The organism is Halobacillus sp. ABR2_026, from assembly GCF_056158545.1.
Window position 1 is genome coordinate 1,782,611 of the sequence record NZ_JBSWTM010000001.1, and the last position, 13,871, is coordinate 1,796,481.

Here is a 13,871-nt window from a genome sequence, read left to right on the forward strand (position 1 = left end):
AGAAAGTGCTCTATGACAAGCGGTTATGAGCTCCTTCCATACGATAGAGATAAGTAATACAGCTCTCTATTCATATAGTGAGCGCCTACTTCTGAAAGTGGTTTCGAGTCACTTATATGGCAAAGGGGCGGAGGGGAATGGCGAGACTCCTATCTTAAGTGTGCAGGCGCCTCGTTCAGCGGCGTATGGACTGGACTGAGCTGGAGGAGATAAAGGAAAAACGGAGAACGATGAGATTCGATGTTGACATATCGTACAGAAGCGAGGGAAGTCTCACTAGCCGCTAGGCGCAGAAACCGGATATCTATGAGGAAGAGAGTGCTTGGTGAGACCCCGCAGGACGGAGTCCGAGGAGGCTCACCGCGCTCCCGCGGAAAGCGAGTCATTCCCCGCAGCCCCTATCCACTCAACAAAAGTCTCGAAACGGAGTCTTCCACAATCCTGCCGTTTAGTGAAAGGCTCCGTTTCGAAATAATAATACAACAAGGTTCAATGGTTACATCGTGAAAGAGCGTCATCTAAAGGTTTCGACACTTGGGAATAAGTTCCTTTTTACCATTCTACCATTCACATTGTCACTTCTATCCGTTGATGCAAATAACAACACTGAACTCTAACAGAGCCTATGCTTAAATAAACCAGTGAAACTTCCATGTGAAGATGGGAAGGACTATATACATGGGATAGAGGAGATTCAGTCGTCCTCTACTTAAAAAGTCATTGGACAGCACCTCATGGGACGGTGGTTGACATAGTTGGAGGATATTGGAATGACCCTTGATTTTTTTAATTGACAGGCTAGTTTCAGAACGCTATAATTACGCTTTGGTAAGTCTACATACTTGACACACTATAAGGCAAATGTAGGAAATTTGATGTGTAAAAATGATTTCAGTTGGAAACAATTCAGAATTTTGTTACATTTTTATTAAATCCATTGTTATAATTAAGAATGTTGTGATAGAATTTAGACGCCTTTGAGAGGTGGGGAATCATGATGCCATACAAAGAGCTCTTTATGGAATACCTCCAGATTGAAAAAAACGCTTCTCCTCTTACCTTGAAACATTATGGAAGGGACTTGGATGAGTTCTTTTCATTTCTGGATTCAGAGGGTTTGACGATCAAGGAGTGTGAGTATCCTGCCATACGCATTTTTTTGTCAAGACAATATGAGGCGGAATACTCCAGAAGGACGGTTTCCAGGAAGATTTCAAGCTTGAGAAGCTTCTTCCGTTTCCTGGAAAGGGAAGGAATCGTAGATAAAAACCCGTTTTTGAATGTGGTATTGCCAAAGCAGGAAAAACCGATCCCCAACTTTTTTTATGGGGAAGAGATTGAGAAACTTTTCACAGTGAGCGATTTGCAGACACCCTTGGGTCAGCGAAACCAAGCCATTATCGAACTTCTTTACGGAACCGGCATGCGTGTCAATGAATGTGTCCGCATGAAAACCGACGATCTCGACTTTTCTTTGAATACAGCTCTAGTACATGGAAAAGGTAGCAAGGATCGGTATGTTCCGTATGGACAGTTTGCTTCTAAAGCTCTTCAGGTCTATATCAATGATGGCAGGAACCAACTGGCTTCAAAGAAGGCTGAGAAAAGCAGACAATTGTTTTTGAATGCCAAAGGTGGACCGCTTACCGCTGATGGAATCAGACTCATTCTAAAGAAAATGGTAGAGAAGGCAGCATTGACCGTGGATATACACCCGCACAAACTACGCCATTCATTTGCCACTCATCTATTGGATGAAGGTGCTGATGTTCGTGCGGTTCAAGAATTACTGGGCCATGAAAGGCTCTCATCTACTCAAATTTATACTCATGTTTCGAAAGATCGATTGAAAAATGTATATATGAACAGCCATCCCCGAGCGAATAAGAGGTGAATTTAGATGGATCAGCAATTTCATGCAACAACAATCTTCGCCGTCCAGCACAATGGTGAGTGCGCCATGAGTGGAGACGGGCAAGTCACGCTTGGTAATCAAGTCGTTATGAAACATAAAGCAAAGAAGGTAAGAAGGCTTTTCAACGATCAAGTACTCGCAGGTTTCGCAGGTTCTGTAGCCGATGCGTTCACTCTTTTTGAAAAGTTCGAAGGTAAACTGGAGAGTTATGACGGTAATTTAGCCAGAGCTTCCGTAGAACTTGCTAAAGAATGGCGCAGTGACCGTGTGTTAAGGAAATTGGAAGCTATGTTAATTGTAATGGACAAAGAAAATATGTTTCTTGTTTCAGGTACCGGGGAAGTAATAGAACCGGATGATGGTATTCTCGCCATCGGTTCAGGCGGAAATTTTGCCCTCAGTGCAGGAAGAGCCTTGAAAAGATATTCACCGGAGCAGTCGGCTTCGCAAATAGCTAAAGCAGCCCTTGAAATTGCTGGTGAGATCTGCGTCTTCACGAACGATCAAATAATTTTGGAAGTTCTCGATTAAGGGGGACCTTGAATGTCAATGAATTTGACGCCAAGACAAATAGTTGAAAAACTTGATCAATATATTATCGGTCAGGAGAGTGCGAAACGTTCCGTGGCTATCGCTCTTCGCAACAGGTACCGGCGCATGCAATTGAATGATGATATAAAAGATGAGATTGTACCGAAAAATATTTTGATGATGGGACCGACAGGCGTAGGGAAAACTGAAATCGCGCGCAGACTTGCGAAGCTGGTAGGCGCACCTTTTGTTAAGGTGGAGGCAACGAAGTTCACAGAAGTAGGGTACGTAGGACGCGATGTCGAATCAATGGTCCGTGACTTAGTAGAAATGGCTGTACGCATGGTGAAAGAGGAAAAAATGGAGGCTGTCAAAGATCGAGCAGAAGAGCAGGCCAATAAACGGCTGGTCAAACTGCTGGTGCCTTCTAAGAAAAAGCAGAGCAATAACTTTAAGAACCCATTTGAAATGATTTTTAACCAAGGGGACCAGCAAGAACAAGATTCACAGGAGAAGGACGAAGAAGCAGAAATTGAAACAAAAAGAAGCCGCATTCGTCACCAGTTGGATCTTGGGGAGTTGGAAGACCGGATGGTCACTATTGAAGTAGAAGAATCACAGTCGTCAATGTTTGATATGCTCCAAGGGTCCGGCATGGAACAGATGGGAATGAACATGCAGGATGCTTTCAGCCAATTTATGCCGAAAAAGAAAAAGAAGCGAAAGCTCCCGGTGTCAGAAGCACGTAAAGTTCTGACGCAGGAAGAGGCGGGCAAATTGGTGGATATGGATGAGGTTGGACAAGAAGCTGTGTCCAAAGTGGAGCAGGCGGGGATGATCTTTATTGATGAGATCGATAAAGTGGCGGCGAAGGGTGACAACCAGGCGAATGTTTCCCGTGAAGGTGTACAAAGAGATATCCTTCCAATCGTCGAAGGCTCTACGGTCGTCACTAAATACGGACCTGTAGCTACAGATCATATTCTATTTGTTGCAGCTGGAGCGTTTCATATGGCAAAGCCTTCCGATTTGATTCCAGAACTGCAAGGTAGGTTTCCGATTCGTGTTGAGCTGAATAAATTGAGTGTCTCTGACTTCAAGAATATTTTGACCGAACCTTCCAATGCACTTTTGAAACAATATAAAGCATTACTTGAAATTGAAGGTATAAAGGTTGAATTTTCTGACGATGCTATTACTAGACTCGCAGAAATCGCTCATGAAGTGAATCAGGAAACAGATAACATCGGAGCGCGGAGGTTGCATACGATTTTAGAAAAACTGCTTGAGGATTTATCATTTGAAGCTCCAGACGTAACGATGGAAACGATTGAAATCACACCACAGTATGTAGACAGTAAACTATCATCGATTGTAAAAAACAAAGATTTAAGTCGATTCATTTTATAGGGTGAACAACAAGGAGGAAATGAACATGAAACTATTAGACCGTGCACGTAAAATTAACGCAATGCTGCAAAAAACAACAGGGAAATCCGTGGACTTCAATGATATGTCCGCAACGCTCAGAGACGTAATCGAAGCGAACACATTCGTTCTAAGTCGTCGTGGGAAATTGTTAGGATTCGCCATCAACCAGGAGATTGAAAACGAGCGTATGAAAGCGATGCTCTCCGAGCGTCAATTCCCGCAGGAATATACGCAGAACCTCTTCAACATCGAAGAAACGACTCCGGATATTGATATCAATAGTGAATATACGGCTTTTCCTGTAGAAAACCGTGAACTGTTTGAAAATGGTTTGACAACGATCGTTCCTATTATTGGCGGTGGTCAGCGTCTAGGAACACTTATCCTGAGCCGACTGAACAGTAATTTTAATGAAGATGATCTACTCCTTGCTGAGTACGGAGCAACCGTAGTAGGAATGGAGATTCTTCACGAGAAGACAGAAGAAATTGAACAGGAAGCACGCAGCAAAGCCGTCGTTCAAATGGCGATCAGCTCCCTTTCCTATAGTGAATTGGAAGCCATTGAACACATTTTCGAAGAGCTTGAAGGAAATGAAGGATTACTCGTAGCCAGTAAGATTGCGGATCGTGTCGGAATTACCAGATCCGTTATTGTAAATGCGCTTAGAAAATTGGAAAGTGCTGGTGTTATCGAGTCTCGTTCTCTTGGTATGAAAGGGACATACATCAAAGTGTTGAACAATAACTTCCTGTTAGAACTTCAAAAACTACGTACGAACTAAAAGTTATTCCCTGAGAATGGATAAACAAAAGGCCGCCACGACTCGTGGGGGCCTTTTTCCATTTCTATTCATAAGGAACCGCAAAAACTTTGTAATGAATAAAACTGGATACGCCTTCATATTAGAACTTAATTGTTGAAAGTTTTATTTCTGAGTTTGTTTTGGGAAAGGGGATTATTCGTGTTCCGCGGGTCGCGCATGAAGGGGTTGTTCGATGTTTGGGAAAGCCTGGGAGGATCTAATCGATCCTCCCAGGCCTTCTTCTTGTGGGGGTATAACGAGCATTCTGTTCTCGCAGGAGTCTCGCGATCCACTCCGCCCTTTTGCCATATATACCCCCGAAATTCGATGCTATCCAGAGGAAAGATTAAAAAGACCTCTTTATTAAAAGGAGAGATTTCTAACATAAGAAGTCGTTGCGTGACACTGATTATGCGAAGGGCGTTTAGAATCATTGTGAAGACAGAACAAGGAGGAGCTCTTCAAATTGCTCTTGCAGCTAAATAGAGTCATTCATAAAGGAGGCCTTTATTTTTAACAGAATTAACCTATTTTCACTATCTTAAGTCGTGTTTTGAAAATCTTTCTGATATCTTTACTATTCGACAAAAAGTTATGTAATAATGTTCATTATGGGAAAGATTTCGACAGATGGAAAGAAGAACCAAAAAGTGAGGAAATTGTCCCTGGGGCTTTCGGTCTGTTTGTAAGGGTCACGTAAAAATGTGGGTTTTTGTATAGACATGGATACGTGAATTTTTTTACAATTGTTTTTGTTAGTATGGAAAAATGTCGAATAGAGGTGTAGGTTATGACTCTTTTCAATAGTACTTTTACTAGTTTGGAGAATGCACTGGATGTTTCCTCTGCGAAAAATAGAGCGATTTCTAATAACATTGCCAATGTGGACACACCTGGATATAAAGCGAAGGGTGTAGCTTTTAAAGATGTTTTACGTGAAGAGCGGTCGTTCCTCCAAGCGAAGAGAACAGATCAGCGTCATATGAATTTCAGTACGGACAGTAATGAGGTTTATCGTACGTTTACGAAAACAGGGACGACTTATAATCATAATGGAAACAATGTGGATATTGATAAAGAGATGAATGATCTCGCTCAGAATCAGATCCAGTATCAGGCACTGGTCGATCGGATGAGTGGGAAGTTCCGTAGTCTTGAATCCGTCATTAGAGGAGGAAATTAATCGATGAGTATATTTCATGCTATGAACAATAGCGCGAGTGCGTTGACCGCTCAACGATTGAGGATGGATGTGGCTTCTTCGAATATGGCAAACGCTAATACGACGAGAGCAACCATGGATGAAAATGGTGATTGGCAGCCGTATCGCAGGAAAATGGTGGTTTTTGAACCGAGTGAAAATAATTTTAAAAGCTTTTTACATCAAGCATCTGCCGACACTTCTCAAGGCAGTGGAGTAAAAGCTACTGAAATTGCAGAAGACGAAGAACCATTCAAACTTGTATTTAATCCGAACCATCCGGATGCCAATGAAGAAGGTTATGTACAATTACCTAATGTAGACCCATTAAAGGAAATGGTAGATATGATGGGGGCCACTCGCTCTTATGAAGCCAATGTTACAGCCGTCAATGCCTCTAAAAGTATGTTAATGAAAGCTTTGGAAATCGGAAGATAAGGTAAGGTGAATACAATATGTCAACCCATATCATAAACACAATCCCCTCCAGCCAACCTTCTCAAACTCAATGGAAAAAAAACATTTCTCCAGGTGAAGCTCAGGCAACATTCGCCAATCAATTGAAACAAGCGATTTCAGGGGTCAATGAAGCACAAGTGGAGTCCAATGCTAAAACAAAAGCTTTGGCAAAGGGAGAAATTAATGATCTGCATGATGTGATGATTTCTTCTCAGAAAGCAAGTATTACAATGAAAACGGCTGTAGAAATGCAAAGCAAAGTCGTAGAAGCATATAAAGAAGTCATGCGTATGCAGGTGTGACTCTACTATACTTATTTCGCACTAAACCATTCGCTTAGGTTGTGCTTTTTTTGGGGGCAACTATGAAAGAAATAATAAAAAAATATCAAGAGAGACTGACAACCTTTTGGAAGGGAAGAAAAAAATCGCAAAAAGGATGGATGATAGGCGGTGCCGTTGCCTTTCTGTTCATTCTTATTCTGACAAGCGTCTTCGCTTCCAGTACTAAGATGGTGCCGTTGTATAGAGACTTAACGCTTCAGGAAATCGGGCAGATCAAAACGGAATTGGATACACGAGGAGTCGCTTATGAATTGGACCAAGGTGGATCTACGATTCTCGTTCCTGACACAGAAGCAGAAGGGCTGCTTGTAGACCTGGCAGCTGCGGGTCTGCCCAATAGTGGGTCGATCGATTACGGTTTCTTCAGTGGGAATACATCCTGGGGAATGACAGACAACGAATTTGATGTCATCAAGTTGGATGCCATGCAGACAGAACTGGCTAATTTAATGAAAGGTATAACGGGTATACAGGATGCTCAAGTGATGATCAACATGCCGGAGGAACAGGTGTTTGTTTCGGAATCCGCACAGCCGGCATCCGCTTCCATCGTTCTTAACATCCAACCGGGACATCAAATAGAAAACGGGCAAATCGAAGCTTTATACAATTTGGCTTCCAAGTCTGTGCCCAACCTGTCTAAAGATAATATCGTCATCATGGATCAGAATTTCAACTATTTTGACACAAAGAATTCACAAATGGCCGGATCTGAAAATGCTTATACATATCAGCAAAGCGTAAAGCAGGATATAGAAAAGGACATAAAGCAACGGCTTCAGCGAATGCTCGGAATGATGATTGGACAGCAAAAAGTGATGGCAACGGTCACAGCAGACATTGATTTCACAAAGGAAAACCGTGTCGAGGAATTAGTAGAACCGGTGGATCCTGAAACGATGGAAGGGCTGCCTGTCAGCGTGGAAAGAATCGAAGAGACATACGAAGGTGGCGTACCTGAAGGAGGTATCCCTGGGACTGAGGAAGGCGATGTACCTAATTATCCTGCCGGCACGGAGGGTGCGGGTGGCGATTACGAAATGAATCGTGAAACCATCAATAATGAATTCAATCGCATTAAAAAAAATATAGAAGAAAGCCCATATAAAGTCAGGAATTTAGGTGTTCAAGTTGCTATTGATAACACGAAAGGTGTAGGCGCCGAAGGTGAAGTGGAATATTTGACCGCTGCGGAACAGCAGACGGTTGAAGAAAGTGTCCAATCCATCGTTGATTCCATAATTACGACATCCATTAATGGAGAGTATGGGGAAGTTGATACCGAGGATAAGGTTTCGATTGTATTTCAGGAATTTAATGGTCAACCAGACGTCCCTGAGCCGGGACAAGGAATTCCGCTTTGGGCTTACATTGTTGGAGGGTTGCTCATCTTTACAATCATTGTACTGCTCTTCGTGTTAATTCGTAAGAAGCAATCGAAGAATGAAGAAGAAGAGTATATGTTCTTCGAAGAGGAAGTCCAGGAACCCTATCCACAAGAAGTGCCGCCTATCGAAGAAAGAGAAGATGAGAGCACACAAAAACGTAAGCAGTTGGAAAAGATGGCTAAAGAAAAACCAGAAGAATTTGCGAAATTATTGCGATCATGGATTGCGGAAGATTAAGGGGGTCTTTTTATGGCCTTTAGAAAATCGGATTTAACAGGAAAGCAGAAAGCTGCGGCCCTGTTGATTTCCCTTGGGCCTGATGTAGCCGCTCAAGTTTATCAACATTTAGACGAAGAAGAAATTGAACAATTGACGTTGGAAATTTCTTCTGTACAAAAAGTGGACAGCAAAGAAAAAGAGGATATCCTTGAACAGTTTCATCAGATTGCACTGGCTCAGGACTACATTTCTCAAGGAGGTATTGGATATGCAAAAACCATCCTTGAAAAAGCACTCGGAGCGGAAGAAGCATCGAATATTATTGGTCGGCTCACTTCTTCTCTACAAGTGAAGCCGTTCGATTTTGCCAGAAAAGCAGATGCGCACCAAATACTCAATTTCATCCAAAACGAACATCCTCAAACGATGGCCCTGGTTCTGTCTTATCTAGAACCGGAACAATCCGGACAGATTTTGTCCTCGCTCCCACAGGAATTGCAGGCAGATGTAGCTAGAAGAATCGCCACGATGGAATCGACTTCTCCTGAGGTGATCAATCAGGTTGAGCAAATCCTTGAGAAAAAACTTTCCACAACAGTAACACAGGATTATACAGAGACGGGCGGCATCCAAGCTGTTGTAGAAGTGTTAAATGGGGTAGATCGCAGTACAGAACGGACGATTCTGGACTCTCTGGAAATTCAAGATCCTGAACTTGCAGAAGAGATCAAAAAACGGATGTTTGTCTTCGAAGATATCGTGGCATTGGATAACCGTGCTATTCAGAGAATCATCCGGGATGTCGATAATGATGACCTGCAACTGTCGCTTAAGGTGTCCAGTGAAGAGGTGAAAGATATCGTTTTCTCTAATATGTCCGAGCGGATGGCGGCGACGTTCAAGGACGAGATGGAATTTATGGGTCCTGTACGATTGCGAGACGTAGAAGAGGCTCAAACAAGAGTGGTATCGACAATTCGTCGTCTGGAAGATGTAGGTGAAATCGTCATAGCAAGAGGTGGAGGAGATGACATCATTGTCTAAGAGCAACCTTTCATCGAATGGCAGAGTCATCGGCATAAGACCGGTCCAGGTTCAAGCGCCGACAGGTCAGGAAAATGACTACGAACAAAAAGCGGTGCAAGTAAAGAAAGAGATGGAACAGGCGAAATTGGATCTAGAAGCTGCAAAACATGAAAAAGAAAACCTTCTTCGCTCGACAGAAGAAGAAATCGCAGCGATGAGATCCACTTGGGAAGAGGAAAGAAAAGTTATTGAGAATGAAGCTTATCAAAAAGGAATGGATCTTGGCTTTCAACAAGGGCGGAGAGAAGGATTTGAGGCTTTACGAAGCAAAATGGAAGAAGCCAATGAAATGACAAAACTGGCTAAATCTTCTCATGACAAGAGAGTGACAAGCAGTGAAAAGACAATTGTAGAAGTAGCTATGAAAACCGCTGAAAAGATTCTGGACACTAAAATCAATGAGGATCCTTCTTTATTTCTGCCTGTTGTCCGGAAAGTGATTCAAGAAGTCAAAGGACAACCTGAAGTTGCCTTGTATGTCCATCCGGATAAGTATGTATTCGTTCATAAACAGGCGGAAGAATTGGAACGACTGGTCACCCCCGCCTCGCATTTAAGCATTTATGCAGAAGAGGAACTATCTCCTGATGCTTGTATCGTAGAGTCACAATTCGGAAGGCTCGACGGCAGTATCGATACACAATTGTCAGAACTGCGACAACATCTCCTTTCCGTCGCACATGAGGAGATGGGCCATGAATAGTCAACGATATTTAGAGGCGATCTCAAATACGGATGCTATGAAAAGGTATGGAAAAATCCACAGGGTGGTCGGACTCATGATTGAATCCAAAGGTCCGGAAGCGTCTGTCGGAGACTTGTGTTACATCCACACAGGGGATCGCAAAGGGAAAATTGCTGCCGAGGTTGTCGGTTTTAATCATGAAAATATTCTCCTGATGCCGTTTCGTGAGGTTAAAGAAGTGCGCCCAGGCAGCATTGTAGAAGCTACCGGGGAACCTATGCGGATAAAAGTCGGGATGGGGCTCATCGGCAAGGTGCTTGATGCGACTGGCACCCCTTTGGACGGTGCAGCGATGCCGCTTGGTCTGAAAGGGTATCCGACAGATCAGGGTCCTCCTAACCCTTTATTGAGACCTCCTATCCATGAACCGATCCAGGTCGGTGTTCGTGCTGTCGACACGATGTTGACAGTAGGAAAGGGTCAAAGAGTCGGTATTTTTGCAGGGAGCGGGGTTGGCAAGAGTACATTGATGGGGATGATTGCCAGAAACAGTTCGGCAGATTTGAATGTGATCGCTTTAATAGGAGAAAGAGGTCGTGAGGTAAGGGAATTCATAGAGAATGATCTTGGTGAAGAAGGATTGCAGAACTCAATCATCATTGTCGCTACTTCAGACCAACCAGCCCTCATGAGGGTGAAGGGAGCCTATACGGCGACAGCCATCAGCGAGTATTTCCGCGACCAAGGGTACAATGTCAACTTAATGATGGATTCTGTTACCCGGTTCGCCATGGCTCAACGAGAAATCGGACTCGCTACGGGTGAGCCGCCTACGACGAAAGGTTATACGCCTTCCGTATTCGCCCTGCTACCGAAGCTGCTTGAAAGAACGGGCACGAGTGCAACGGGAACGATTACAGCCTTTTATACGGTGCTTGTAGATGGAGATGACTTCAATGAACCGATCTCGGATACAGTAAGAGGGATTCTTGACGGACATTTTGTTCTCGATCGTAAATTGGCAGAGCAGGGACACTTTCCAGCGATTAATGTTCTAAAGTCGATCAGCAGAGTGATGAAACAAATCGCTTCCACTCACCATAAAACATCAGCGGACAGGCTGAGGTCATTATTGGCTACTTATGAAGAGAACAGCGAACTGATTCAGATTGGCGCTTATAAGAAAGGTTCCAGCAAGGAGATCGATCAAGCTATTTCCTACCATTCATCCATTGTCCAATTTTTAAAGCAGGGCATTCATGAACCATCCAGTTTTGAAAAGTCAGAGGAAGATTTGAGAAGTCTGTTTGATTAGGAGGATCGAGGCCTATGGCGGATATCCAAACATTCCAGAGAATCAGGGATTTAAGGGATCGGGAAAAACAAGAGACGCAGCGAATTTATCAGGAAGCTGTCCATCATTTTGAAAAGCAGGCCCAGGAACTTTACGAATCTCTTAAAAAAAAGGAAGCTGCAGAAGAAAGCTTCCATGAAGAAATGAAAACATCAAGAGTTAAAGTCGATGAAATCGTTAGGCATCAACGATACATTCAACGATTGGAGCAGACGATTGCTTCTCTCCAGCCTGCTGTGCAACAAGCCCGTCTGAATATGCATCAAAAACAATCCAAACTTTCTGCTGCCCATGTGGAAGTGAAAAAGTTCGAAAAAATAGTAGAGCAGAAGCGTGAGGAAGAATGGAGCTTCATGAAAAGTGAAGAGAAAAAAAGAATGGACGAGCTTTCGATGCAACAGTATTTAAACTATCAGAATAGGTGATGGAATGGCAAAAAGTGGACCAAAGCAAACCAACAAGAAATCATGGTCAAAAATTCTGGCTGCCATCTTCGTACCTCTAATCTTTATTCTTACCCTATCATTGATCGTTCTAACATTAAGTGGCATCAATGTTTTTGAACAAGCTGAAAAATTGACCTCACGTATCCCTGGTCTTTCAGACACCGCTTCATCAGAATCCGGGGAGCCGGCGGATGAGGATATGGACCGAATACAAGCGGTTCTTGCAAATAAAGAAGCTGAGATCCAGGAATTGCAGGCTGAAGCGAGCAGTAAACAAGAAGCAATCACTCAGATGGAGCAGCAAATTTTGCAATTGGAAGCAGATTTGGAGGACGCCCGCGCAGAAGAAGAGGGTGACGAAGGTGAGAAATCGAAGGAAATGGCAATGGCATTCCAGGAAATGGATGCAGAACAGGCGGCTCCCATCCTTGAGAACATGGACCAGGTTTTAGCTGTTCAAGTTCTAAACAAGGTCGCCAGTAAAGAAAGAGGCGAAATACTGGGAGAGATGAACCCTGAAACTGCAGCCAGTATGGCAAGTCTCCTTGTACAAGAGTAGCATTCACATGGAAAGGGGGTGTATGAACAATGAACGCAGCTTTAACAGGTTTTTTGGGAACCACTCAAAAAATGACGCATATAAGCGGTAAGCCGCAGAATGTTCCGGAAGAGACAGGAGTGTTTTTTGGCACCCTTCTTTCAAACATACAAGGTGGATCTTTACTTCAAACAAGTGAAAAAGTAGAAACGGAGAAAGCGCATGACAAGCTGATGGAACTGCTTGGTAAGCTCGAATCTTTACTTTCCGGACTTTTAGAAGAAGGGGGGATCGTGCGGAGCATTCCTGGCACTTGCCTCTGGAGGAAGCAAAAGGCGCAGTATCTGATGGGCGCTTCATGAAACTTGCGGCTACCTTAAAAAAAATAGAACAGCTCATGAGCACAGAAGAATCCATAACCTTATCTGCTTCACAACGGCAAGATGTGAACGAATGGTTTCATGAGATGTCATCATTGATCCAGGCCACCCACTTGCAAGATAACCATCCAAATCATATTGGAACCGGGTTGGTGCCATCTGTTATCGACAGTAATGTCACGCTGTCTGCACCTACATCTAAAGACTTACATAAAGTATGGCAGGATATTAGCGTTCTTTTACAAACATTCAAAAGGGATCACACATCCGAACAAACTCTTCAAAAAGCTGGGAAAGATTTAAGAGAAGGCATGCAAAAATTCATGCAAATTCTTCAATCGGTATCCGGCGGGGATAAAGATCAGTGGAAAGCAATTCTTGATCGGGTTCTGAAAGATGCGACATCAAACGAAAAACAGGCGTTCCAGAAGCTAACCCAGGTATTTCAAAACCGTATGGATGTCCCGAAGTCCTATCACCAACAAGCACAGGTGACAGGTAAGGAAATGGTCAAATGGGTACAGCAAGCGATGGGAGGAGAAAAGAAAGACTTGCTCTCCCAGCCTTCTGTAAGCCAGGGGGTATCCCATGGGGCGGCGATGCCGATGACTAAAGTGGAGCAGCATGTGATTCATTTGAGTCAATCACAAGATCCTTCATCGCATCAAAAACAGTTGATTCAGGAGTTTGAGAGAATTATTCATTCCAGCCGTATGTTCACGAACCCTAAAGGCAACATGGAGATGTTGATTCGGTTGAAACCAGGAAATCTTGGAGACCTCACGGTGAAATTTGCCCAGCTTAATGGCGAAATGGCCGTGAAAATACTGGTAACAAGCCAGGCCGCTAAAGAAATGCTGGAAGGAAATAGAAGCCAACTGAGGCATATGTTCTCTCCTCAGCAAGTGATGATTGAAAAAGTGGAAGCTTCAGCCGTTCAGCAGCACATGCAGGGACAGCTGGATAATAGTGACAAAGATAGAGAGCAACAGCAGCCACGGCAGGAGTTCGAACTGGAACGAGAGGATGCTCAAGATGACGAAGACCTCTCTTTTCATGAAATATTAATGAATGAGAAAGTATAGGTGA

The 13,871-nt window shown here is 43.5% G+C and carries 15 protein-coding genes; all 15 read left to right on the forward strand.

Features of this window, described 5'->3' with window-relative positions:
- Positions 1-994 precede the first annotated feature (994 nt).
- The 15 genes from xerC (at position 995) to ACXADE_RS09295 (ending at position 13,867) form a co-directional block, all read left to right on the forward strand.
- Positions 995-1,894: a tyrosine recombinase XerC gene (gene xerC, locus ACXADE_RS09225; RefSeq protein WP_474980184.1), complete on the forward strand. Its 900-nt coding sequence runs from the start codon at positions 995-997 to the stop codon at positions 1,892-1,894.
- Positions 1,895-1,900: 6 nt separating this feature from the next.
- Positions 1,901-2,446, forward strand: a complete 546-nt coding sequence (gene hslV / locus ACXADE_RS09230) for an ATP-dependent protease subunit HslV (RefSeq protein ID WP_474980185.1) — start codon at positions 1,901-1,903, stop codon at positions 2,444-2,446.
- Positions 2,447-2,458: 12 nt separating this feature from the next.
- Complete coding sequence (hslU, locus tag ACXADE_RS09235) at positions 2,459-3,856, forward strand: HslU--HslV peptidase ATPase subunit (protein WP_474980186.1); 1,398 nt, start codon at positions 2,459-2,461, stop codon at positions 3,854-3,856.
- 25 nt (positions 3,857-3,881) lie between these two features.
- Positions 3,882-4,661, forward strand: a complete 780-nt coding sequence (gene codY / locus ACXADE_RS09240) for a GTP-sensing pleiotropic transcriptional regulator CodY (RefSeq protein ID WP_474980187.1) — start codon at positions 3,882-3,884, stop codon at positions 4,659-4,661.
- Positions 4,662-5,472: 811 nt separating this feature from the next.
- Positions 5,473-5,865 carry a flagellar basal body rod protein FlgB gene (gene flgB, locus ACXADE_RS09245; RefSeq protein ID WP_474980188.1) on the forward strand — a complete coding sequence of 131 codons (393 nt, stop codon included), beginning with the start codon at positions 5,473-5,475 and terminating at the stop codon, positions 5,863-5,865.
- A 3-nt stretch (positions 5,866-5,868) separates the two neighbouring features.
- Positions 5,869-6,321: a flagellar basal body rod protein FlgC gene (gene flgC / locus ACXADE_RS09250; protein ID WP_474980189.1), complete on the forward strand. Its 453-nt coding sequence runs from the start codon at positions 5,869-5,871 to the stop codon at positions 6,319-6,321.
- Positions 6,322-6,338: 17 nt separating this feature from the next.
- A complete protein-coding gene (fliE, locus tag ACXADE_RS09255; RefSeq protein WP_474980190.1) occupies positions 6,339-6,644 on the forward strand; it encodes a flagellar hook-basal body complex protein FliE in 306 nt (101 codons plus the stop codon).
- A 62-nt stretch (positions 6,645-6,706) separates the two neighbouring features.
- Positions 6,707-8,311 carry a flagellar basal-body MS-ring/collar protein FliF gene (gene fliF / locus ACXADE_RS09260; RefSeq protein WP_474980191.1) on the forward strand — a complete coding sequence of 535 codons (1,605 nt, stop codon included), beginning with the start codon at positions 6,707-6,709 and terminating at the stop codon, positions 8,309-8,311.
- Positions 8,312-8,323: 12 nt separating this feature from the next.
- Positions 8,324-9,337, forward strand: a complete 1,014-nt coding sequence (gene fliG / locus ACXADE_RS09265) for a flagellar motor switch protein FliG (RefSeq protein WP_474980192.1) — start codon at positions 8,324-8,326, stop codon at positions 9,335-9,337.
- Positions 9,330-10,082 (forward strand): flagellar assembly protein FliH, encoded by a 753-nt coding sequence (fliH, locus tag ACXADE_RS09270; protein WP_474980193.1) that lies wholly within the window; start codon positions 9,330-9,332, stop codon positions 10,080-10,082. Before fliG ends, fliH begins: the two co-directional genes overlap by 8 nt.
- Positions 10,075-11,379: a flagellar protein export ATPase FliI gene (gene fliI / locus ACXADE_RS09275; RefSeq protein WP_474980194.1), complete on the forward strand. Its 1,305-nt coding sequence runs from the start codon at positions 10,075-10,077 to the stop codon at positions 11,377-11,379. Before fliH ends, fliI begins: the two co-directional genes overlap by 8 nt.
- Positions 11,380-11,393: 14 nt before the next feature.
- On the forward strand, positions 11,394-11,843 hold the full coding sequence (gene fliJ, locus ACXADE_RS09280) for a flagellar export protein FliJ (RefSeq protein WP_474980195.1): 450 nt from the start codon (positions 11,394-11,396) through the stop codon (positions 11,841-11,843).
- A gap of 4 nt (positions 11,844-11,847) precedes the next feature.
- Positions 11,848-12,423 (forward strand): MotE family protein, encoded by a 576-nt coding sequence (locus ACXADE_RS09285; RefSeq protein ID WP_474980196.1) that lies wholly within the window; start codon positions 11,848-11,850, stop codon positions 12,421-12,423.
- Between the two features lie 29 nt (positions 12,424-12,452).
- Entirely contained in the window at positions 12,453-12,764 is a 312-nt protein-coding gene (locus ACXADE_RS09290) for a hypothetical protein (RefSeq protein WP_474980197.1), read from the forward strand.
- Positions 12,761-13,867: a flagellar hook-length control protein FliK gene (locus tag ACXADE_RS09295; RefSeq protein WP_474980198.1), complete on the forward strand. Its 1,107-nt coding sequence runs from the start codon at positions 12,761-12,763 to the stop codon at positions 13,865-13,867. The genes ACXADE_RS09290 and ACXADE_RS09295 overlap by 4 nt, the downstream gene beginning before the upstream one ends.
- Positions 13,868-13,871 lie beyond the last annotated feature (4 nt).